The sequence below is a fragment of the Vibrio sp. T13N genome (assembly GCF_032970445.1).
GTDB lineage: Bacteria > Pseudomonadota > Gammaproteobacteria > Enterobacterales > Vibrionaceae > Vibrio > Vibrio diabolicus.
This window is the reverse complement of sequence record NZ_JAWJYE010000009.1, coordinates 116743-140184: the sequence shown is the minus strand read 5'-3', so window position 1 is coordinate 140184 and position 23442 is coordinate 116743. Positions and strand designations below refer to the sequence as shown.

Here is a 23442-nt window from a genome sequence, read left to right as displayed (position 1 = left end):
TAGGAGTATCTCCTTTATGCGCGCAAGTGCTCCGCTTTCACAACCATTTGTAGGCCGTTAGCAAGTTGAACACGTACATCATCCTTATTGATCTCAACAATGGTCGCTGCCATGTTTCCTTTGCCCATGTTCACGTTAACTGCGTTACCTACTGTGATTTCGTCAGCATTTAGAGCGCGCGTTTCTACAGGCTTAGTTGTTTTTTGTACTTTTGGTTTGTTAGTACGACGAGGCTGTTGAGGCTTTTTAGCCGCTGGTTTCGCTTTCGCCTTACCCTCTTCACGAGCTTTTTGTGCTTGTTCTTTACGACGAGCTTGAACTTTTGCCTTGCTTTCTGCAAGTGTCGCTTTCGCGTGTTCAACGTGCTCTTCTTCTAGCTCACCACAAGGGTTGCCGTCTAGGTCTACACGTACTGCACCTGGTTTTACGCCATGTAGGTAACGCCATGATGAAGTGTACTGTCTTAACGCTGCACGAAGCTGTGTTTTGCTTACTTTTTCGTCTTCACTTAGACGTTCCGCAAGATCTTGAAAAATACCAATTTTCAGAGGTTTTGCTTCACCTTCTAAAGTAAAGCACTTAGGGAAACATTCAGCAATATATGCAATAACTTCTTTGCTGTTTTTTAACTTTTCAGTCATGAGGGGTCCTGATTTGAGCGGATTTCCGCGAGCATTAAGAAAAAATATTCTCGTATTATAGTGACATGCCAAGGAAAAACCACACTCGAAGGCTAATTTATGCGTCGTTCGCGTGTGAATTAAGCAGCTTTTCTACTTCAGCCATGAAATGAGTGAGACCTTCTTCGTCTGTTTCATTGAATCGACCAATACTTGGGCTGTCAATATCAAGGACACCAACCACCTTTCCATTAATAGAAAATGGAATCACAATTTCTGAATTGCTCGCTGCATCGCACGCTATATGTCCCTCAAATTCATGAACGTCGTATACTCTTTGTATGGTGTTAGTTTTTGCAGCAGTACCACAGACACCGCGCCCCATAGGAATGCGGACACAAGCTGGTTTTCCTTGGAACGGACCAAGAACGAGCTCTTCACCTTTTGCTAGGTAAAAGCCAGCCCAGTTAAGATCGTCCAATTCCATGAAAAGCAGTGAGCTCAAGTTTGCTAGGTTAGCAATAAAGTCTGGCTCAGACTCAATTAGAGCAACGGCTTGTTTGGTTAGTCTATGGTATTGTTCTATGTTCATATTAACTTCCTACTTACTATAAAAGCTTCCATTCTCACTGTATGGCGCTAAAATGCAGCCCTACTTTATAATAGGACTTATTCTCAATTACAATGCTTCTGAAAAATGACACTATTAGCCGTTCTTGGTTGATAACACAAGTAAAAAAGCACAAGTCCAAGCTGATCATAGCGAACTTGATAGCGGTGCTTGCAACCTTGATTAGTGTTCCAATCCCCCTTCTCATGCCGTTGATGGTTGATGAGGTTTTATTGGACCAACCAGCAAAAGGCTTAGCTGCTATGAATGCCATTCTCCCTGAAGCGTGGCACACTCCGACGGGTTATATATTTTTCACCCTTTTCTTGGTCGTCCTGATGCGAGCTGCAAGTCAGGGGTTAAATATCCTTCAAAGCCGACAATTTACACTTGTTTCTAAAACGATCACGTTTGAGATGCGCAGTAAAATGATCGACAAGCTTGGTCGTATCAGCATCCGCCAATACGAAACCAAAGGCAGCGGAGGCATCAACGCCCACCTTATCACTGACATTGAGACCATTGATAAATTTATTGGTTCTACGTTAGCAAAATTCGTTATCAGTTTTTTAACGGTCATTGGTACTGCCATCGTTCTGCTTTGGCTCGACTGGCGACTTGGTCTATTTATTCTGCTAGTTAACCCTATTGTCATTTACTTCTCACGTAAACTAGGAAGTATGGTTAAACATCTGAAACGGAAGGAAAATCATTCTTTTGAAATTTTCCAAAATCGTTTAGTTGAAACATTAGATGGCATTTACCAGCTGCGCGCAGCCAATAAAGAGCGAGAATTTCTCCAGCAACTCAAAGACAGTGCGAACCAAGTTCGTGTGGATGCAGACAAGTATGCGTGGCAATCAGAGGCAGCAGGTCGCGTCTCTTTCCTACTCTTCTTAATCGGTTTTGAGTTATTCAGAGCCGTCGCCATGCTGATGGTTATGTTTAGTGACCTCACTATTGGTCAAATCTTTGCTGTTTTTGGTTACCTATGGTTTATGTTGTCTCCTGTTCAAGAGCTGCTCGGCATTCAGTTTTCTTGGTACAGCGCGAAAGCTGCGTTAAAACGCATCAACGACTTATTAGTATTAGAAGAAGAACAAAGACCAGTACCTAAGGTAAATCCTTTCAAAGAAGACAGAGAAGTCGATGTTAAAGTAGAAAACGTAGACTTCTCTTATAATAATGAAAACAAAGTTCTAGATAACCTTTCTTTACATATACCGGCAGGAAAGAAAGTGGCGCTAGTTGGTGCGAGCGGAGGCGGTAAGTCGACCTTAATACAACTACTTATTGGGGTTTATCGTCAAAACTCCGGTAGCATTCGCTTTAATGATGAATTAACAGAAGATATTGGTTTTGAAGTAATTCGCGACAAAATTGCCGTGGTATTACAGCAACCTATACTATTTAACGACACCTTGAGGCATAATCTAACACTCGGTGGGAATTTTGACGAAATGTCACTTTGGCGAGCTCTTGAAGTAGCCCAGCTGCAAGATGTTATTTCTCAACTGAACCACGGTTTGGATACTCAAGTCGGCCGTAACGGCATTCGTTTGTCAGGTGGTCAACGACAACGCCTTGCCATCGCAAGAATGGTGCTGAGTAATCCTCAATTTGTTATTTTAGACGAAGCCACGTCTGCGCTTGATACCGCTACTGAAGCGGCATTGCACAAAGCATTGACTGAATTCTTACGTGGTAGAACAACATTAATCGTTGCGCACCGTCTATCAGCCGTAAAACAAGCCGATTTGATCTACGTGCTTGAAGATGGAAAAGTGACGCAAACAGGTACTCATGGTGAGTTAGTTGAGCAAGAAGGCTTATATCAAACCTTATATGGGGGCATACAGTCCCACGCTTAAATCGTTCAAGTTAGAGAGGTCGTTATGACCTCTCTGTCTAAGCACGCCATGCAGCCAAATAATGTGCGCTTGTGCCAAGGTTGCGAATTGCCTGTCGATATCGTCGACTTACCCAATGGAAAAAATGCACACTGTCCTCGTTGTGGCACACAGTTGTATCGAGGCGGTAGCCCTAGCCTCTCAGGTAATCTAGCCGTCGCGATAACCTGTATTCTGCTATTTATTCCATCACACTTTTTTAACTTTATTAGTATCCGACTCTTTGGTGTGATGATTCCGGCAACCCTACCTTCAGGGATGATCACATTGATGGAAGAAGGCTTTGTTCTTCTCTCACTGCTTATTCTATTTTGTAGCTCTCTAGCGCCGCTGACGGTTTGTGTTTCAGTGGTTACGGCACATATCTCGCTGCATCAACGGTGGTTTCGAGGGCTTCGTGTTTCACTGTGGCTAATTCAACATTTGAAACATTGGGTAATGCTGGATGTGTTCTTAGTTAGCATCGCCATTTCCTGCTTCAAACTCCAAGATTATTCCGACATTTTTGTAGGCCCAGGGTTAATTGGTCTGGTTCTTTTGCAGATATTTACCGTTTTGTTAGTTTCTCGAATCAGTGTGCGTCGTTACTGGGAAGCCTGGAAGCCAGAACGTCTATATTCCTTTGAACACAAAGACGTGCATTGCCATGAGTGCCACTTGTCTCAACCTGAAGGTGACCATTGTCGGCGTTGTCACCACGAGTTATATCATCGCAAGCCCAACTCCATTCAGAAGACATGGGCTTACCTCATTGCGGCAACGATAGCGATTTTCCCAGCCAACTTGATTCCTATTTCCATCTTGCTGACCAATGGCAAACGTTTGGAAGATACCATTTTCTCAGGCGTAGCTGGGTTGGTAAAAAGCGGTATGTATGGCATCGCAGTGATCATTTTTGTGGCCAGTATTGTTGTGCCAGTTGTAAAAATACTTGGCCTTGCCTACATCATGCTTTGCATTCAATTCAAACGTTCGGTGTTTAAGAGACAACGAATGATGGTTTACTTTGTTGTTAAATGGATCGGTAAATGGTCTGTGATGGACTTGTTTGTTATTTCTATCATGATGACCTTAGTCGATCGTGGTCAGATACTTGATTTCACACCAGGATATGGCGCCGTGGCCTTTGGTGTTGTCGTGGTATTGACCATGCTTGCAGCGGAAAGTATTGATCCAAGGCTAATCTGGGACCAAACAGGCCCAACACAATCAGAAAAAGAGTCAATGAATGAGTGATCAGAACAGTTCTCAAACGTCATACGTACCAGATGTAAAGCGGAGCAAAGGCATATCTCCTCTTTGGCTTTTGCCAATTTTGACTATGGTCTTAGCTGGCTGGCTTGTGGTGAAGTCGATACACGATGCCGGACAACGGGTGCAAATCTATTTTTCTGACGCTGCTGGCTTGGTCGCCGGGCGAACCACTATCCGTTACCAAGGGCTAGAAGTCGGTATGGTGAGAGACATTAACCTCACTGAAGATCTCGGCAGTATTTATGTTGATGCCGATATCTACCCTGAAGCGGCAAAATTGCTGAACGATAAAACTCGCTTTTGGCTGGTAAAACCAACAGCAAGCCTAACGGGAGTTTCTGGGCTCGATGCGCTCGTGTCGGGTAATTACATATCGATTCAACCTGGAGATGGTCAAGAGTTTGAAACAACGTTCCATGCGTTAGACTCTGCACCAACAGATTTGCGCGTTTCACAAGGTTTGAACATTAAACTCAAAAGCCGCGATTTAGGTGGTGTGTCGATTGGATCTCAAATTGTTTATAAGAAAATTCCAATCGGTGAAGTCTACAGCTACCAGCTGGATGAAGACGCAAAATCTATCACGATTCAAGCCAACATCCAGGATCAATACCGACATATCATTAACAACCGCAGTCGGTTCTGGAACGTAAGTGGAATCGGTGCCAGCATCGGTTTTGAAGGCGTCGATGTAAGGCTAGAAAGTATGAGTGCTCTACTCGGAGGCGCGATCGCCGTCGACTCTCCGGATGACGGTGAGCCTGTAGAAGAGAACACTGAATTCCGTCTGTATAAAGATTTGAAAACCGCAGGTCGAGGTATCGCTGTTAAAATCGTCCTCCCTGATGACAGTAAAATCAGTGGCGAAGGCGCACCCATTATGTATCGCGGAATCGAGATTGGCCAAGTTACAGACTTAAGCCTATCCGAAGGGCGAGAAGTGATATTAGCGTCAGCGGCAATTCAACCAGCTTTCAGTGACATGCTGACGACAGGTACCCGATTCGTCTTAGAAGAAGCAAAAGTGTCCCTCTCTGGTGTTGAAAACATTGCCAATCTCGTGAGAGGAAACTTCTTAACCATTGTGCCAGGTGCCGGTGATCGCTCTCGCCGCTTTACTGCCATTCGTAAAAACGTTTTTAACCAACAGCAAGAAAAGTCCATCGCTATTCGTTTAGTGTCTGACAACTCGTTTGGCCTAGATAGCGGTGCCAACGTGCTTTACAAAGGCATCGTTGTCGGTTCAATTATCAACGTAGGCTTAGTTGAAGAAGGTAAAAAATCGCAACATGAAGTATTTATGGATGTATTGATTGATCATGAATACAAACACCTGATCAAATCAAACAACCGTTTTTATGTAACCGGAAGTGCCTCTGCAGAGTTAACGGAATCGGGCCTCAGCGTTACCGTTCCTCCGGCAAAACAGTTGTTAACTGGGTCCATTAGCTTTGTAAGCGAAGGCAAGCAAGATATTCAAAAGGAGTATCAACTGTTCCAAAACGAATCATTGGCAGAACTAGCACAGTACAACCAAAGTGGCTCTAGAGCACTCACACTGTTTGCTTCTGAATTGCCGCCGATTTCCAAAGGCAGCCCTCTACTCTATCGTAATCTTCCTGTTGGTAACGTCTCCGATTTCCAATTGGTTGATGGCGGTGTGTTAATTAAAGCAACCATCGAAAACCGCTTTGCTTACCTCGTAACACCGCAAACCGTCTTTTGGAACCGTTCAGGGATAGAGATAGATGCATCGCTAGCCGGTGTGAGTGTAAAAGCTCACCCTTTAAAATCGTTAATCGAAGGTGGCATCGCTTTTGACTCTGTTCCTGGCGTTGAAAACAAAATTGGAGACAACTGGAAGTTATATACAGATCAAAAAACCGCTCGCAAGTTTGGACGCGTCATTGCTTTAGAAACCGACGGCTCGCAAGAGATTGCTAAAGGAATGCCGATTGAGTATCAAGGCGTCAAAGTTGGTGAAGTCACACTGGTTGTACCGAATTTTCGTCGCAATATGGTTGAAATTACCGCAAGAATTCTACCTGAATACGTAGAAAACATTGCGGTTGAAGGCTCACATTTTTGGCTAACTGAGCCAGAGATTGGCTTAGGGGGCGTGAAAAACCTTGGCGCATTGGTGTCGAAATCCATCAGTGTTGAGCCAGGTAAAGGTAAAGCTAAATTTGATTTTCAGTTGGAAAACGGTTCAGAACGTGTTCAGGGCATGATGTTTACTTTACAAAGTGAACAACGAGGCTCAGTACAAGTCGGAACGCCTATTCTTTACCGCCAGATGGAAGTCGGCCAAGTAACCGACGTGAGCCTAGGAGAATTTGCCGATCGCGTCGTCACGACCATCAAGATACAGCCTGAATATGCTTACCTCGTTCGTCAAAACAGTGTGTTTTGGAATGTTTCAGGAGTCGATGTCTCCATCGGGCTTACCGGCGCGAACATCAAAGCGGGCACATTTGATAGTTTAGTTCGCGGAGGAATTGCGTTTTCAACGCCAGAGCAATCGACTATTCCACCAGCGGCAAAAAGTGGGCAATCTTTCTTTTTATATCCACAAGCTGAAGAAGGCTGGACTCAATGGCGTACTGCAATTCCTAAGCCGTAGAATAAAGCTCAATTCACATACAATTGAAGTTTGATTACCTTAAAAGAGCAGCAATCGCTGCTCTTTTTTATTGCTCGGCCCTTGTCACTATTCGTTTCTGCTTCGCTTTCGTATATTATTTGCCACAAATTCTGCAAACGAGATCCCACATTGCATCCTAATGTTTACATCCCAGACGCGTTTCTGGAAAAAATCCAAACTATCCTTCCTGCTCACCTCAACATGGAAGACTTTATCGCATCGTGCCAAAAGCCACTGCGCAAAAGTATTCGTGTTAATACGTTGAAGATCAGTGTTGAAGCGTTTCTAGAACGTGCAGACGCAAAAGGCTGGAAGCTTTCTCCTGTGCCTTGGTGTGACACAGGGTTTTGGATTGAAGCGGACGAGTCAGTTGTACCATTAGGCAACACTGCAGAGCACATGTCAGGCTTATTCTACATTCAAGAAGCCAGTTCAATGATGCCAGTATCTGCGCTGTTTATGAATGACGAATCTTACGATGCCGTGTTAGATACAGCAGCTGCACCAGGATCAAAGACCACTCAAATCGCGGCTTTAATGAACAATGAAGGCGTTCTCGTGGCTAATGAATACGCCGCAAGTCGTGTAAAAGTGCTGCATGCCAACGTGGAACGTTGTGGTGTACGTAACGCCGCACTAAGTAACTTCGATGGGCGCGTTTTTGGCGGTTGGCTACCAGAACAATTTGATGCGGTTCTGCTCGACGCGCCCTGCTCCGGAGAAGGCACCGTTCGCAAAGACGAAGATGCAATGAAAAACTGGACGCAAGCTTCCGTGCTCGACATCGCTGACACACAGAAAGATCTTATTGAAAGCGCCTTCCATGCACTAAAGCCCGGTGGTGTGATGGTTTACTCAACGTGCACACTCAGTACCGAAGAAAACCAACAAGTTTGTCATCACTTGAAAGAAACCTTTGGTGATGCCGTTGAGTTTGAAAGCCTTGAGACCTTGTTTGAAAACGCAAATGCTGCTCTAACTGAAGAAGGTTTTTTGCATATCTTTCCACAGGTCTACGACTGCGAAGGGTTCTTTGTTGCAAGAATTCGTAAACTGGCTGCTGTTGAACCACCAAAGGTCAAAAAGCGCATGGGCAAGTTCCCGTTTACCAAAGCATCGAAAAAAGAATCGGTTGAAATTGCCCAACAGCTGCAAAGTGCGTTAGGTATTGAACTTCCGAATGACAGTTCTGTATGGCTTCGCGATAAAGATGTCTGGTTGTTCCCTAATTCTTTAGAGCCAATGATCGGCGAATTACGCTTCTCCCGTATGGGTATCAAGATCGCGGAAGCCCATAAAAATGGCTACCGTTGGCAGCATCAGGTGGCAACGGCATTAGCGACAGGCTCTGAGGCAAACGCCATTGAACTCAGTATTGAAGAAGCGCGCGAATGGTACATGGGACGTGATGTTCGCCCACAAACGATTCCTGAGGGAATGAAAACAGGTAAAGGCGAAGTGCTTGTCACCTATCAAGGCGCAGTCATTGGCCTTGGGAAATGGGTAAGCAACAGAATAAAGAATGGTCTTCCTCGCGAATTAGTACGAGATAAGAACTTATTTTAAAGAAGTAGCAAATCATAAATAAATGAAAAGCCATCGTATTTGCGATGGCTTTTTAATTCGTAAGTATGAAAGCAACTGGCTCGCTAGCGATCCGGATACGCTGTACTAAACTAGTTGTATCAAAGTAATGCTTTGATATGGCATTTCTCTCTATGTTCACCAACAAAATTATTGTTGGAAAAGTTTAGCGCAGGCTCTGCGGAGCCGTTTCCCCTAGGCCCAAAAAAAGGAAAAGTTTGGGCCGTTTTTTTGGCTGCAGATCCGCTATACGTGAGCTTGGGCTACGCCAGACGAATGCCGTCTTTCTCGATAACAATCTTGCCCTGCTTGTACAATCCACCAATGGTCTTTTTGTAAGTACCTTTACTTGTACGGAAAGCGTCAAAAATCGCTTCAGGAGAAGACTTATCGTTCAAAGGTAAAAAGCCTCCTTTCTTCTCTAACAAATCAAGAATCTTGCTAGAAAGATCGTCCATTTTTGCCACGCCGACTTTTTGTAGCGCGAGATCGATTTTACCATCTTCACGAATTTGCTTAATAAAGCCTTTCAGTTTCTTACCGATGTAAAGCTTACCAAAGACATCTGATGGGAAAATCATGCCCCAATGCTTACCGTTAACGATAGCTTTATAACCAAGTTGACTACGCTCTGCGATGATCAAATCAACTTGTTCGTTAACTTCATAATTCGCCGGAGTTTTGTCTAACCATTTGTTGAACTTAGTCGTGCCAACAATGCGGCCTGACGCTTTGTCAGTGTAAACATAGACAAGAATAGTTTGTCCCGCAGAGAAGCGAGTGCGTTGCTCACTAAAAGGAATAAGCAAATCCTTCTCTTTGATGCCCCAATTTGCAAAAGCACCTGTCGCGTTGACGCCCTCAATCTTCATTAAGCCCCATTCATCCACTTGGGCAATAGGTCTTTCAATGGTCGCAGCAAGCTGGCTTTCTGAATCGAAGTACAAAAATACGTCTACATGATCACCAATTTCAGTACCCTCTGGTACATACTTATTAGGCAGTAGAACAGAACCGTAATCATCACCATCCAGAAATACGCCAAAATCAGCCTTTTTAATGACTTCTAAGCTGTTAATTTGACCAATTTTAATCATTGATTTTGTCTCTTTTTAAATTTACGTGGAATTATACCTAAACTAACAAGAAAATCAGAGAGAAAAGCATAGTGCTCTGTTATGCTGTTGTCGTTCAGCTATATGCCCCAGTCACTCTTTTAGCACTTTTATGCTTACCTGCTCAACAGTACGCATAAGTTAAGAATGCTTTAACAAAGTCAGGAGCTTTCTTTGGTCACCGTCGATAAACAAGACTCAATAACATTAAAAATCAGTCATGCACTCGCAAAGAGCAAAAGTGTCGACCTAGATATTTACTTTTTTATACCTGGTGAGCTTGGTTTAAACGCCGATATCATCAGTGAATCCGAATTTTATTACACTTCAATCACACAGCAACGCTCTTATTACAGTACTGAAATCCTTCTACCGCTAGTACACAGTCGACTTGCCAAGCGTGGACGCCTGTCGAATCAGCAATACCGAGTAAGTTTGAGCTTGTTCGCTTACCAATACGTTATCGCGCTAGACAAAGCGGTGGCAAGTTTAAACAAGCATCAGAACAACTCCGTAACGGAAGATGAAGTTGACGAAGTTATCGAGCTCACACTTGAGATCTTAAAGCGCTTGCGACGTTCTATTCCTTATGAAGAGAACTTAAAACGGTACTACGTTAACATCGATAACTACCTGTCTTGGTATACCGAGCAAAAGTTTTTATCTCTAGTGGCTCATCTCCCACGTGAAGGTGATTATGGCACGATTAAGAAACGCTTGATCACGCTCTGTGAAAAAGAGCAAGCCCATCGAAAACTCAACAAGTACAACTCTCCAAGAGTCGTTGAAGACGTAACTCGCCTATCTAACAAAATGCGCTTGCTAAGACGCTTGATTGAACACCCTATCGTGCTTCGTGAAGAAACCATATCAATGGGTAATAACATCAAGCGTGCTATCAAAGGTATTGCTACTGGCTTGGTGATGGTTGTCGTGACCTCAACCGTGATTCTCGCTCGCGATTATCTTGGGGAAATTTCCGCGTCCTTCATTATCGCGATGTCATTTATTTATGCTCTACGAGAAATCTTTAAAGATGATTTGCGCGATGCAATGTGGCGATGGATCCGTAAAGGTAAGCCAAAGTGGCGTAAGAAGTATGTTGATCCAACAACGAAAAAAGTGGTCGGCAGAAAATTAGAGTGGCTCGATTATCGTACGTTAAGTAGCTTGCCAGATAAGATTCAAAGAATACGTAAGAAGCGCGTCGTGCAGCGCGAAGAGCAGATACTTCATTATCACGAGAAAACCGAAATGGCGACCTCTCTATTCTTGAGTGGTTATGAGCAAACAAGAGAAACACTGAACATCAGTTTGCGCCCTATCATCCGCTTGATGGATAAAAGCTCAAACCGAGTTTACCGTTTAAATGAAGGGCAAGTGACCAAAGAGTCGGTAGAGAAACGTCATTTGCTCAATGTGATTGTCAAAGAGGACAACCACACCGATGAGCCTGTTTATTACCGTTGGAAAGTGGTCTTAAACCGCTCCAAAATCGTCTCGATTGAGCAGATTGAACTCAATTAAAGCGATATTTTTTAAAAACAGCAAATCACTAAGCAGCCTCTTTTCTTTGTTGGGCTGCTTTTTTTATCGAAAGAGTCAACGAGAATTCTGCCATAGGTTCGTCACCATGTAAGCTAGGGCACAACGCGACGATTTTTACATCGCGATTCACTCGTTCACCCGTTGCCAACGTATGATCGAGCATCTCATCAATGACATGACCACCGTTACACACAAAGTGTACATCCGCTTCCGGACGTTTTAAAAACTCGGCTTTGACGCCTTTAAATGCTAAAGAGATCGCTTCTCCTTTTTCTTGCGCCTTGCTCATAGCAAGAAAACCACCAGCTACATCCGCCCCAACAGCCAAAGCGCCGAAATACATGCTATTCAAATGGTTCTTTGTTCTTCTCCGCAAAGGAATTCGAACCTCAACGTGCTCGCTATCTATCGAAATGATCTTAGGATGACAAAGCCAAATCAGAGGCACTTTAGAAAAGCCAAATAGATTTAGGTACAAATTTGCACGACGTACAGCTGATAACATTTTGGTCTCCTTACCAATCTAGTCAGACCAGTTAATCAACGAAAGAAATAGATGTCAAAGAAATGTTAACAAAAGCTCGATCTCACGAGTTATTTAGCCACTAATTTAGTGACATTGTCACACAGATAAACATGAGGTTTGCCGCAGTTATCTTTATTGCCTAACGGTGAGTTAGATGAAATGGTTATAAATTCAAATGTATATATATTGATTTAATGATCAAGTTTTGTCATTTATACATAAGTCATTTAAATGAATACCTACACCTTTGTATACAATTCGGTATTTCCTGGCGAAGATTCCCGTGAAACGGTTTATTCCTGCCTGTAATTCCGTTATCTTTACCCCTTCGCAATAGAGAATAAAGCTATAACATGCCTATAAAAACAGATGAATTGAGAACCCAACCTTTGGGTCCAATGCCTACCCCAGCAGAGCTAGGTAGTGTACATCCTATTACGGATGATGTTGCAGACCGTATCGCTCAATCTCGTCGTCAGATTGAAAACATTTTATCGGGTGAAGACGATCGCCTTCTTGCGATTGTAGGTCCGTGTTCTGTTCACGACACTGAAGCTGCCATTGATTACGCCACTCGCCTGAGTGAAATACAAGACAAGTACAAAGACGAACTGTTTATCGTGATGCGTACTTACTTTGAAAAGCCTCGCACAGTAGTTGGTTGGAAAGGTTTAATTACCGACCCTAACCTAGATGGCTCTTACGCGCTTGAAGCTGGCCTCCATAAAGCACGTAAACTACTACTGGATATCAACAAGCTTGGTCTTGCGACTGCTACTGAGTTTCTTGATATGATTACTGGTCAATACATCGCGGATTTGATCACGTGGGGCGCGATCGGTGCTCGTACAACAGAATCGCAAATTCACCGTGAAATGGCATCGGCGCTGTCTTGCCCAGTTGGTTTCAAAAATGGCACAAATGGCAACGTAAAAATTGCAATTGATGCAATTCGCGCATCGAAAGCCTCTCATTACTTCTACTCTCCAGATAAGAATGGCCGCATGACGGTTTACCGTACAAGTGGTAACCCATATGGTCATATTATTTTACGCGGCGGAGAGAAAGGCCCTAACTTTGATGAAGCGTCAGTAAAACAAGCGTGTGATGCTCTAGCCGAGTTTGGCTTGCCACAACGTTTGGTTGTGGATTTCAGCCACGCAAACTGTCAGAAGCAGCACAGAAAACAAATCGACGTTGCTCAAGACATTTGTAACCAAATTAAGTCAGGCAGTACTCGTATTGCGGGTATCATGGCTGAAAGCTTTATTCTTGAAGGCAATCAGCCAATGACTGACATCAACAACCTAACGTATGGTCAATCTATTACAGACCCATGCCTAGGCTGGGAAGATACTGCTACAATGCTAGATATGCTGGCAAACGCCGTTAAATCCCGAAAGTCCCTATAACAAAATAATCAAGGAATCTTCATGCCATCGTTTGATATTGTTTCTGAAATCGATACGGTTGAACTACGTAACGCCGTTGATAATGCTAACCGTGAATTGTCTACTCGTTTCGATTTCCGCAACGTTAATGCGAGCTTTGAGCTAGTAGAAGAAAACGTAAAAATGTCTGCGGAAGGTGACTTCCAACTTAAGCAAATGCGCGATATTTTACGTGGCCACTTGGCAAAGCGTAATATTGATGCAAACGCAATGGATGCACAGGACCCAGATGTAACTGGTAAGAACTGGAACCAAACTCTGCTTTTCCGCCAAGGTATCGATACACCAACAGCCAAAAAAGTAGTGAAACTTATCAAAGACGCAAAGCTAAAAGTACAAGCCTCTATTCAAGGCGACAAGGTACGTGTTACTGGTAAGAAACGTGATGACCTGCAAGCGACAATGGCAGCGATTCGTGAAGCAGAGATGGGCATACCATTCCAGTTTAACAACTTCCGTGATTAATCTGTCTGAGAAGTAACTTAGTTTAAAAACGCCAGCGCATAGTTCGCTGGCGTTTTTGTTGGCCTTTTAATCGAGCAAGCCAAGTGCCCACTTTTTAACGTGGTTATATCACCAAGTCCTGCCCTTGCAGCAATAAGAACTCGCTCGTCCCTTTAGGGATAAACACGCAAACTCGAAGCTTTTCAGATTTAGCCTTGGTCAACATATCAGAGAGTTCAGCTGCGCTCGAGAAAGCTTCTCGCTCTGCATCTCTTCGTATTAGCTCTAACACGTTCGCTTCGCATCGAGTTGAGTAAAGTGCTAGCTCGGCTTGTTGCATGTAGCGCACGGCCTTAATTGGCAACATCTCAACGTCTTTCCCTACCTGTATCCAAGTACAACTTCCTTTTTCATCCAAAGGTGTTGCCATGGTCGCTTGGTAAATCGTTTCTAACTCTCTATTATCTCGCGCGTTTTCAACCTCAGGATTCGAGAAGAATTGCTCCCAAAACTTACGACGTAAATCGACGCTAGGTAGTGCTTCTTTAATCGAATTACGCTTTGAGTTAGCAAAGTCCGCCATCAACCCCATGTTTTGTGGCAGTATCGATTCAAGCTTTTCACGGATGTTTCGAATTAAAACTGGTGAGGCGCCGCCACTAGAAATAGCAATTTGTATGCGGCCACGATTGATCATAGAGGGCGTAATGAAGTCACAATAAGGCTTATCATCCACAACGTTCACTAGGATGCCTAATTCTTTCGCATCTTTATACACTTGGTGATTTAGCTCAGGATTATCTGTCGTGGCCCACACTTGAACAAAGCTTTTAGTGACAATGTCACTTGAATAGAAACGTTGCACCCAACGCACTTGATGCTCTGCAGCAAGCTTAGACAGAAAATCGACCAACGTTGGAGAAACGATAGTGACATCCGCTCCTGCTTTTAGCAAAGCTTCCACCTTTCTGCTTGCCACTTCACCGCCGCCCACGACAAGAACGGGTTTATTGATTAAATCTAAGAACAGAGGAAAATATCGCATTTCAATCCATGATTACTCTAATTAGCTGTTGCAGACCATGCTACCAAAAATGGGGCAAGCTCATCACCCTGTTTCGGTATCACAAATAATTTTTGTTCGAATTTTTACTGAACTTCACCAAGCTCAGCTAATGACAGTTTTAATAACAACTTTTTATTCTCTTGTATTGTTCACTCTTCTATTGATTGTTCTGATGCACCAAATTGTCCATGATTTGCACTATTTACAAACAATTAACATTTCGTCATTCTAAATCTCAAGGCGCTTTGTAAGTTCTCTCAAAACTTCATTTAAATTATATATTTGAGAATTAACAGATCCTTTCCTACGCTTATAACTGGTTGATCTATCGAATACCGTTTCTTCGAAAATCAATCACGTAGGACGATAACTCTAACGAATTGGACACGTTATTTCAGGTCACTCCTGATTAAACATGGATCATACAGGAAGGATACAAATGGCAAATAAACTCACAGTTCTTGCTTCCGTCGTAGCGGCTTCTACTGCGATGATGGCAACATCAGCTCAAGCAGCAGACACTACTCTGGACAAAGTCACAAAACAAGGTTTTCTTACTTGTGGCGTAAGTACCGGTCTACCTGGTTTCTCTAACCCTAACTCAAAAGGTGAATGGGAAGGTATCGACGTAGAATATTGCCAAGCACTGGCTGCAGCCGTTCTTGGGGATAAAACGAAAGTTAAATATGTACCCCTAACCGCGAAAGAACGTTTCACTGCGCTTCAATCAGGTGAGATTGATGTGCTTTCTCGTAACACCACCTGGACACTGCATCGTGATACTGCACTTGGCCTCAACTTCGTAGGGGTAAACTACTACGATGGCCAGGGCTTCATGGTGAAGAAAGATCTTGGCATCTCAAGCGCAAAAGAGCTTGATGGTGCATCAGTTTGCGTACAGTCCGGTACAACAACTGAGCTGAACCTTGCTGACTACTTCCGTAACAGCGGTATGTCATATAAGCCAGTCGTATTTGATACAGCAGCCCAAACGTCAAAAGGTTTCGATGCAGGACGTTGTGATGTGTTAACGACTGACCAATCTGGTCTTTATGCATTGCGTCTAAACCTGAAAGATCCCTCTTCTGCAGCCGTTCTTCCGGAAATCATTTCCAAAGAACCACTAGGTCCCGTCGTTCGTCAAGGTGATGACCAATGGTTCAACATTGCGAAGTGGACATTATCAGCAATGATTAACGCCGAAGAGTATGGTATTAGTTCGAAAAATGCGGATGAAATGCTGAAATCGAAAGATCCAAACATCAAACGTATTCTTGGTGTTGACGGTCCGAAAGGCAAAGGTTTGGGTATTCGTGATGATTGGGGCTACCAAGTTATCAAGCAAGTCGGTAACTATGGTGAAAGCTTCGAACGCACAGTCGGTACTGGTTCGCCGTTAGAAATTTCTCGTGGCGTTAATGCGCTATGGAATGCAGGCGGCTTTATGTACGCGCCACCAATCCGATAGAACGAGTTAATCAGGGCGGTTCATGCCGCCCTTTTTCTTGATTTTATCCATCTGTATGAGTAAGGACCGCTCATTGAATGGCAAGAAGTATTCGCTTAGATAGGCTATTTCAACTCGAATATCGCCGTTTAGCTCTGGTGAAAACATGCTTCGACCAGCAAGGACGTGACTATTTATACAGGCAGATATCTATAACTAAGGTTTGAGGTTATCGCTGTATGAAACCGACAAAAGATGCATCGCCAAGTACGATGTCCAAACCGAGCGGAAGCAAGAGCTTGATTTATAATCCCGCCTTTCGTTCTGCTATTTTCCAGATCATTGCCATAGCTGCACTGGTATTTTTCTTTTACACGATTATAAATAACGCACTGAACAACTTAGATGCTCGTGGGATCGCTACGGGTTTCGGTTTTTTAAATCAAGAAGCCGGGTTTGGTATCGGGCTGACGCTAATTGAATACGATGAAACGTACTCTTACGGCAGAACGTTTATTATTGGCCTTCTTAATACAGCGCTGGTCTCCGTATTAGGTATTATTCTGGCTACCGTGATTGGTTTTACCATGGGGGTCGCTCGCCTTTCTTCTAACTGGTTAGTGAGTCGCTTGGCTGCTGTTTATATCGAAACGTTCCGAAATATCCCACTTCTTCTACAAATATTTTTCTGGTATTTCGCTGTTCTTCAAGCATTACCCTCACCGCGTCAAAGCTTGAGCCTTGGCGAAGCCATCTTCTTGAATGTTCGTGGTTTATATTTTCCAGCACCAGAAATGGAGCCAGGCAGTGGCTTTGTTATTGCTGCATTAATCTTCGGGGTGATCGCCAGCTTGTTGATTAATGTATGGGCGAATAACAAGCAACGCCTAACTGGGCAACAAACGCCAATGGGAAGAATAGCTTTAGGCTTAGTCGTTGGCCTTCCGCTGATTGTCTACTTCCTTGCTGGTATGCCAATTTCACTAAATTATCCTGAACTGAAAGGGTTTAACTTCCAAGGTGGTATTAGCATTATTCCTGAACTTGCCGCACTACTTTTGGCATTGAGCGTTTATACCGCCTCCTTCATTGCCGAAATTGTACGTTCTGGTATTAATGCGGTTAGCCATGGTCAAACGGAAGCGGCGATGTCGCTGGGCTTACCACGCGCGAAAACTTTAAAGCTTGTTGTCATTCCGCAGGCGTTACGAATTATTATTCCACCTTTAACCAGTCAATATCTCAACCTCACCAAAAACTCATCGTTAGCGATGGCGATTGGTTATCCAGATCTTGTCTCTGTCTTTGCTGGTACTACCCTGAACCAAACTGGGCAAGCGATTGAGATCATTGCGATGACGATGGGCGTGTACTTAACCTTAAGTTTGATTACGTCTGCATTAATGAACTTGTATAACCGTAAAGTCGCACTGGTGGAGAGATAATATGAGTACTCATCAATTTCAACCGGATCTCCCACCACCAGCCAATACCGTCGGCTTTGTTGGTTGGATGCGGAAAAACCTATTTAATGGACCTGTCAATTCCATTGTTACCGTAATTCTTGCTTATCTTGTCTTTAGTGCAATTTGGCATATCGTTGATTGGGCGTTTATCAACGCGGACTGGATTGGTTCGACGCGTGACGATTGCAGCCGAGAAGGTGCTTGCTGGGTATTTATCAGCGTGCGCTGGGAGCAGTTCATGTACGGTTTCTATCCTGAGTCTGAACTGTGGCGCCCTCGCCTTTTCTATATCACATTGGCTATATTTACTGTGTTGCTAGCGTATGAAAAGACACCGAAACGGATTTGGATTTGGCTTTTCTTCGTAAACATCTACCCATTCATTATCGCTGGGCTGTTATACGGTGGGATATTTGGGCTAGAAGTGGTCGATACACACAAATGGGGTGGATTACTCGTTACGCTCATTATTGCGCTAGTGGGTATTGTCGTTTCATTACCTATTGGTGTGGTACTCGCGCTCGGTAGACGTTCAGAGATGCCCATCATTCGCAGTATTTGTACCGTCTATATTGAAGTTTGGCGTGGTGTGCCACTGATTACCGTTCTGTTCATGGCTTCCGTTATGTTGCCTTTGTTTATGTCCGAAGGGTCAGAGACAGACAAACTTATTCGCGCGCTTATTGGTGTGGTGATGTTTGCCTCGGCGTACATGGCCGAAGTGGTACGGGGCGGCTTACAAGCGATTCCAAAAGGCCAATATGAGGCTGCCGACGCACTTGGGTTAAGTTACTGGAAAAAAACAGGGCTTATTATCTTGCCACAAGCGCTGAAGATTACGATCCCTTCTATCGTGAACACGTTTATCGGATTGTTTAAAGACACCAGTTTGGTTCTTATCATTGGTATGTTTGACGTACTAGGTATAGGACAAGCAGCAAACACCGACCCTGACTGGCTAGGCTTTGCTACTGAAAGTTATGTATTTGTCGCGTTAGTGTTTTGGGTATTTTGTTTTGGCATGTCGCGTTATTCGATATGGCTTGAAAACAAACTTCATACCGGTCACAAACGATAACTCATCAAGCTCAAGGACGTATTATGACGCAACAACAAGACTATATGATCCAATTGAAGGATATGAATAAATGGTATGGTGAGTTTCACGTACTAAAGAATATTAACCTCGATGTTAAGCGCGGGGAAAAAATCGTAATCTGTGGCCCATCAGGGTCAGGAAAATCAACGATGATTCGCTGTATTAACCGCCTCGAAGAGCACCAAGCTGGTAGCATCTATGTTTCCGGTACGGAGTTAACTGAAGATTTGAAAAATATTGAAGCTGTGCGCCGTGAAGTGGGCATGTGCTTTCAGCACTTTAATCTCTTCCCTCATTTAACCGTACTGGAAAACTGTACGCTCGCGCCTATTTGGGTGAAGAAGATGCCTAAAGATGAGGCAGAAGCGGTCGCGATGAAATATCTGGAACGCGTTAAAATTCCGGACCAAGCAGAGAAATATCCTGGCCAGTTGTCTGGTGGTCAGCAACAACGCGTGGCGATTGCCCGTTCATTGTGTATGAACCCTAAAGTTATGCTTTTTGATGAACCAACATCAGCGCTTGATCCGGAGATGGTTCGCGAAGTGTTGGATGTAATGGTCGAGCTCGCCGAGGAAGGCATGACCATGCTCTGTGTGACACATGAAATGGGGTTTGCGAAAGAGGTTGCCGATCGTGTGATATTTATGGACGCAGGAGAGATCATCGAAGAGAACAACCCCGTTGATTTCTTTGAAAACCCTCAATCAGATCGAACTCAAAATTTCCTAGCGCAAATCTTACATCACTAAGATCTTTTGCAATTGGCATAATAAAAGCACTGATTTCAWTGAARTCAGTGCTTTTTGTTACTAAATTCAAAATTCTGTGTGACAATTGCTATGACTTTGCTCTGCAGTAATATTGTGTTACAAGTTGTCAAATACATAACATCTTATTTCTATTATTATTTTATCTAAGTTACGCATGGTTAGGGCTTGATTTTTTGAACTTTCAATCCCATAAATGTACTTAAAAGAAAGTCTCTTATCGAGGAAGATTATGAACAGTCCAATGTTTACCCGCACTTCAACACAAGAAAGTGCTCTACAAACAAACAAAGTGTTGCGTAATACTTACGCACTACTTTCAATGACGCTTTTATGGTCGGCAGCCGTTGCTGGCGTAGCAATGGCATTTAACCTGCCACATCCAGGAATCATCCTAATGTTGGTTGGTTTCTACGGCCTGTTATTCTTAACAGAGAAAAACCGTAACAACAGCCTTGGCCTTGTGTTTACGTTCTTATTCACTGGTTTCTTAGGCTACACTATTGGTCCAATCTTAAACATGTACATCGGTGCTGGGATGGGCGATATCGTATTAACCGCTCTAGGTGGTACGGCGCTATCTTTCATGGCGGCATCAGCTTATGCACTAACAACAAAACGTGACCTATCTATGATGGGCGGCTTGATGCTATCGCTGTTTGTTGTGCTTGTTGTGGGTATGATTGCAAGCTTCTTTATTCAATCAACCATTTTACACTTGGCGTTGAGCAGCTTGTTTATCATTTTCTCTACGATGGCGATCCTGATGACAACACAAAGCATTATTCGTGGCGGTGAAACAAACTACATCTCTGCGACAGTGACTTTGTATGTATCAATCTACAACATCTTCATCAGCCTACTAAGCATTCTAGGTATTATGAACGACGATTAATCGTTCGCTCTAAGGTGAATACTAAAAGCCCGAAGGTAATTCCTTCGGGCTTTTTCTTTGTCAGTGGTTAAGTACATTACGCCTGTTCGACTGCTAACTCGATAACTTCATCAGCCTCAGGGTTTTCTCTAAAACGTCTCACTTTAATCGTATCTTCACCCAACATGATTTGCTTGGCGATTCGATGCATACCATCAAAAACGCGGTAATCATTGGTTAAAATTACGGGATACGACAAATCGGCATTGTTGATGCGTTGGCAATGCTTCGCGATCTCACGACAGGTTGGCTGTGGTCCATCATCACTAAACCAGGTCACTTCATTAGGGCCTTTGATATCATCAATAGCAATTTCTTCTACAGGTAGGGGCTCCGCGAGCTCCCAAATACGCTCAATAGACCAAATGGATTTTACGTTGTCATTTATTTCAATGTAACGTTGTTTCGACATGACTAACTCCTTGTCATCGTTATTGTTTACAACCAGAATGTAGGTTGCTTATCAACCAAGAGAATATCGGTCTATAAGAGCAAACACAACGTCGTAAGCTATTCATTCACAGATAAAATTCCATATTCAGACAAGTAGCCAAGAAAAAAACAAAACAAAAATGAATAAGCCTGGATATCCATGCAATTTTATTGGTACTAACCCCTAAAAATTTCTAACAAACTGAATAGTTTCCTATTTATTTGAATAAAAGAGCATTTATATCAAAGCACCTCGCTTAGTCAAAAAGCACTCACCATTTTGTACGCTTTTGCTTCGCTCGGCACTACTTCGAGATTCTTTTGTTGAGAACATCCTCACCTGTCGCTAATCTATAAACATCCATGTTCACTTAGCGGATAAAACGTTATGTTCGTTTACAACGGCAAAGAAATTGAAACTGATGCTCAAGGCTACTTACTGGATCATACTCAATGGGAAGAAGGTATGATTGAGCTTTTAGCAAAAGAAGAAGACATCGAGCTTACGGATGCTCATTTGGAAGTTGTGCACTTTGTGCGAGATTTTTATGAAGAGTTTAATACTTCCCCTGCTGTGCGTATGCTTGTCAAAGCAATGGAAAAAGCGCACGGCCCAGAAAAAGGTAACAGTAAGTATCTATTCAAGCTGTTTAAAAAGGGGCCAGCCAAACAAGCGACTAAATTAGCCGGCCTACCAAAGCCAGCTAAATGCTTGTAGAATTTACAAAATCTTAAAACCGCGCAACGGCTTATATGACGCAGACTCCTGTATCACACTCTCTACTGTTGCCGTTCGCGGGCCTTCTTTCAACCACTCGGAAAACGCAGCTATTTGTGCATCTGTTCCACACGCCATCACTTCAACATCACCATCGTTTAGGTTCTTCGCGTAACCCGTCAAACCCAGTTTCAATCCTTGATGGGAAGTATGGTAACGAAAGCCGACGCCTTGAACGTGACCTTTTACTATAAATCTCTCACACTTTACGTTCATCTTTGTACCGCTTCTTTTTACTGAGTGATATATTCTTTTCGTCTATTCACCCCACTAAGGATAGTGGGTTTTTGCACGGTTATTATAATTATGAAAGAAATTCCATTCCGCTGGATTGATAAGTATCTCATTCACTTAAAGATTCAAGAAAAGTTCTATTTGCTCTTCGTTCTCCCTCTTCTTGCTTTAGTCATTCTCACTCTCGTCCTTAATAGCGCGGCTAATACGTTGATCTCAAGTATGTACCAAGAAGAGCTCATGCTTATGAAAGGTCTGATAGAGGCAGGCAACCTTTCTCAATCTCAAGTGGCAAGCCTCATAGCTGGTTCAGAAACCGTTTCTATTGGCTCAGGGCCGCAATCCGTGTCAGTTTTAAATGGTGCGTACAGCTTGGTTGCAAACCATGAACTTTCTTTATGGTCTGCCCTATCAACGACTCAAGTGAGCATCATCTGTGTGAGCTTGTTTATTCTCGCGCTTGGCGTTTACTACATCATGACGTTTATCGGCGGCGCAATGTTCACGATGAATAAAGCATTAAACACCCTAGCGGATGGTGACCTAACCGCGAGAATGAACTTCTTCCCAGTTCGCGACGAGTTTAGTGAAATTGCTATTACGATAGACAAAGTTGCAGAACGAGAGCAACAAATGGTGCTGTCGATTCAAGAGTCTGTGGCGTTAATGCAACAAATTAGCTCAGACCTGAATCAATCAATTCATCACAGTTCAGATATTTCTGCGACGCAACAAGAGCACCTCAACTCTCTTGCGAGTGCAACGGAACAGATGGCATCAACGATTCGAGAAGTCGCGACATTAGCTCACGATTCAAGCGCACAAACCGATGATGCGCGCAGCGTGGCTCAGTCTGGACAAGTAAAAGTAGAGAATACGCTTCACTCGATTTCGAACCTCTCTAATGAGATTCAATCTGCGTCTCAGGCAGTAGCGGAGTTAGATGCCAATGCCGCACAAATTGATGAAGTCGTGACAACCATTAATGGGATTTCCGAGCAAACTAACCTACTTGCATTGAACGCAGCCATTGAAGCAGCACGCGCTGGTGAGCAAGGTCGTGGATTTGCGGTCGTTGCGGATGAGGTTCGCGCTCTTGCGGGACGCACTCAGCAAGCGACGGTTGAAATCCAAGCGATGATCGAATCATTACAGCGTAACAGTCAATCACTTACTAAACTGATGGAAGTGACTGTCAACAATGCAAATGAGGGACAAAACCTCATGACGGAAGTGAATCACGAAATCGGCTCTTTGGCAGATAAAAATCAAACTATATCCGACAGTAGCATTCAAATTGCAACAGCGGCTGAAGAACAAGGTGTAGTCGCGGACAATATCGCCTCAAGCGTTGAAGAGATTCGAGTTCAAGCAGATAACGTGTGCAATATGATCAGCACGACTTCACAAAACGTGGATCAACTGCGTAAGCAAAGCGACACCATGGAGTCGCTCCTTACTGGACTTAAAGCGTAGCAACGTAATCTGTTACGACCAGTTCAAATAAAAG

General features: G+C 43.5%; 21 protein-coding genes. 14 read left to right on the top strand and 7 right to left on the bottom strand.

All coding sequences use genetic code 11. The features are described from left to right. Positions 1-14 precede the first annotated feature (14 nt). Both proQ and R2S67_RS15970 read right to left on the bottom strand, forming a co-directional pair. Positions 15-641, bottom strand: a complete 627-nt coding sequence (gene proQ / locus R2S67_RS15975; RefSeq protein WP_046876216.1) for an RNA chaperone ProQ — start codon at positions 639-641, stop codon at positions 15-17. A 97-nt stretch (positions 642-738) separates the two neighbouring features. Then, positions 739-1212 (bottom strand): GAF domain-containing protein, encoded by a 474-nt coding sequence (locus R2S67_RS15970; protein WP_046876215.1) that lies wholly within the window; start codon positions 1210-1212, stop codon positions 739-741. Positions 1213-1304: 92 nt separating this feature from the next. Between R2S67_RS15970 and R2S67_RS15965 the strand changes: the two genes are divergently transcribed. The 4 genes from R2S67_RS15965 to rsmF all read left to right on the top strand — a co-directional run bounded on the left by R2S67_RS15965 (position 1305) and on the right by rsmF (position 8604). After that, positions 1305-3101 (top strand): ABC transporter ATP-binding protein, encoded by a 1797-nt coding sequence (locus R2S67_RS15965; protein ID WP_006743267.1) that lies wholly within the window; start codon positions 1305-1307, stop codon positions 3099-3101. Between the two features lie 24 nt (positions 3102-3125). Next, positions 3126-4376, top strand: a complete 1251-nt coding sequence (locus tag R2S67_RS15960; protein ID WP_006743266.1) for a paraquat-inducible protein A — start codon at positions 3126-3128, stop codon at positions 4374-4376. After that, on the top strand, positions 4369-7017 hold the full coding sequence (locus tag R2S67_RS15955; protein ID WP_258615463.1) for a PqiB family protein: 2649 nt from the start codon (positions 4369-4371) through the stop codon (positions 7015-7017). The genes R2S67_RS15960 and R2S67_RS15955 overlap by 8 nt, the downstream gene beginning before the upstream one ends. Before the next feature lie 150 nt (positions 7018-7167). Beyond that, positions 7168-8604 carry a 16S rRNA (cytosine(1407)-C(5))-methyltransferase RsmF gene (gene rsmF / locus R2S67_RS15950; protein ID WP_046876211.1) on the top strand — a complete coding sequence of 479 codons (1437 nt, stop codon included), beginning with the start codon at positions 7168-7170 and terminating at the stop codon, positions 8602-8604. A gap of 281 nt (positions 8605-8885) precedes the next feature. Here the strand turns inward: rsmF and R2S67_RS15945 are convergent, their stop codons facing one another. After that, positions 8886-9719, bottom strand: a complete 834-nt coding sequence (locus tag R2S67_RS15945) for a S1 RNA-binding domain-containing protein (protein ID WP_317345664.1) — start codon at positions 9717-9719, stop codon at positions 8886-8888. 192 nt (positions 9720-9911) lie between these two features. Between R2S67_RS15945 and R2S67_RS15940 the strand changes: the two genes are divergently transcribed. Continuing rightward, positions 9912-11264: a hypothetical protein gene (locus tag R2S67_RS15940; RefSeq protein ID WP_006743263.1), complete on the top strand. Its 1353-nt coding sequence runs from the start codon at positions 9912-9914 to the stop codon at positions 11262-11264. A 28-nt stretch (positions 11265-11292) separates the two neighbouring features. Here the strand turns inward: R2S67_RS15940 and R2S67_RS15935 are convergent, their stop codons facing one another. Then, positions 11293-11790, bottom strand: a complete 498-nt coding sequence (locus R2S67_RS15935; protein ID WP_317345663.1) for a DUF4442 domain-containing protein — start codon at positions 11788-11790, stop codon at positions 11293-11295. 374 nt (positions 11791-12164) lie between these two features. Here R2S67_RS15935 and R2S67_RS15930 point away from each other — a divergent pair, with 374 nt between their 5' ends. Together R2S67_RS15930 and R2S67_RS15925 are read left to right on the top strand one after the other, a co-directional pair. Next, complete coding sequence (locus tag R2S67_RS15930; RefSeq protein ID WP_006743262.1) at positions 12165-13223, top strand: 3-deoxy-7-phosphoheptulonate synthase; 1059 nt, start codon at positions 12165-12167, stop codon at positions 13221-13223. 21 nt (positions 13224-13244) lie between these two features. Then, positions 13245-13727, top strand: a complete 483-nt coding sequence (locus tag R2S67_RS15925; RefSeq protein WP_317345661.1) for a YajQ family cyclic di-GMP-binding protein — start codon at positions 13245-13247, stop codon at positions 13725-13727. 103 nt (positions 13728-13830) lie between these two features. Here R2S67_RS15925 and R2S67_RS15920 read toward each other — a convergent pair whose 3' ends face one another. Continuing rightward, the gene (locus R2S67_RS15920) at positions 13831-14751 is read right to left on the bottom strand and encodes a bifunctional precorrin-2 dehydrogenase/sirohydrochlorin ferrochelatase (protein WP_006743261.1); all 921 of its coding nucleotides are present in this window, start codon (positions 14749-14751) and stop codon (positions 13831-13833) included. A 460-nt stretch (positions 14752-15211) separates the two neighbouring features. Between R2S67_RS15920 and R2S67_RS15915 the strand changes: the two genes are divergently transcribed. The 5 genes from R2S67_RS15915 to R2S67_RS15895 all read left to right on the top strand — a co-directional run bounded on the left by R2S67_RS15915 (position 15212) and on the right by R2S67_RS15895 (position 20449). Next, the gene (locus R2S67_RS15915; RefSeq protein ID WP_005396567.1) at positions 15212-16240 is read left to right on the top strand and encodes an amino acid ABC transporter substrate-binding protein; all 1029 of its coding nucleotides are present in this window, start codon (positions 15212-15214) and stop codon (positions 16238-16240) included. 218 nt (positions 16241-16458) lie between these two features. Then, complete coding sequence (locus R2S67_RS15910; protein ID WP_006743259.1) at positions 16459-17664, top strand: amino acid ABC transporter permease; 1206 nt, start codon at positions 16459-16461, stop codon at positions 17662-17664. A gap of 1 nt (position 17665) precedes the next feature. Then, on the top strand, positions 17666-18763 hold the full coding sequence (locus R2S67_RS15905) for an amino acid ABC transporter permease (RefSeq protein WP_012841798.1): 1098 nt from the start codon (positions 17666-17668) through the stop codon (positions 18761-18763). 23 nt (positions 18764-18786) lie between these two features. Further along, positions 18787-19536, top strand: coding sequence for an amino acid ABC transporter ATP-binding protein (locus R2S67_RS15900; RefSeq protein WP_005377400.1), 750 nt, complete (start codon positions 18787-18789; stop codon positions 19534-19536). Between the two features lie 250 nt (positions 19537-19786). Beyond that, positions 19787-20449 (top strand): Bax inhibitor-1/YccA family protein, encoded by a 663-nt coding sequence (locus R2S67_RS15895; protein ID WP_317345657.1) that lies wholly within the window; start codon positions 19787-19789, stop codon positions 20447-20449. 76 nt (positions 20450-20525) lie between these two features. Here the strand turns inward: R2S67_RS15895 and R2S67_RS15890 are convergent, their stop codons facing one another. After that, the gene (locus R2S67_RS15890) at positions 20526-20900 is read right to left on the bottom strand and encodes a chromosome partitioning protein ParB (protein ID WP_317345656.1); all 375 of its coding nucleotides are present in this window, start codon (positions 20898-20900) and stop codon (positions 20526-20528) included. A gap of 408 nt (positions 20901-21308) precedes the next feature. Between R2S67_RS15890 and R2S67_RS15885 the strand changes: the two genes are divergently transcribed. Then, complete coding sequence (locus R2S67_RS15885; RefSeq protein ID WP_005377396.1) at positions 21309-21638, top strand: TusE/DsrC/DsvC family sulfur relay protein; 330 nt, start codon at positions 21309-21311, stop codon at positions 21636-21638. Positions 21639-21641: 3 nt separating this feature from the next. Here the strand turns inward: R2S67_RS15885 and yccX are convergent, their stop codons facing one another. Then, a complete protein-coding gene (yccX, locus tag R2S67_RS15880) occupies positions 21642-21914 on the bottom strand; it encodes an acylphosphatase (RefSeq protein ID WP_005396574.1) in 273 nt (90 codons plus the stop codon). Positions 21915-22004: 90 nt separating this feature from the next. On the opposite strand from yccX, the gene R2S67_RS15875 reads away from it, so the two are divergent. Then, entirely contained in the window at positions 22005-23408 is a 1404-nt protein-coding gene (locus R2S67_RS15875) for a methyl-accepting chemotaxis protein (RefSeq protein ID WP_104971746.1), read from the top strand. The last annotated feature ends 34 nt before the right edge of the window (positions 23409-23442 follow it).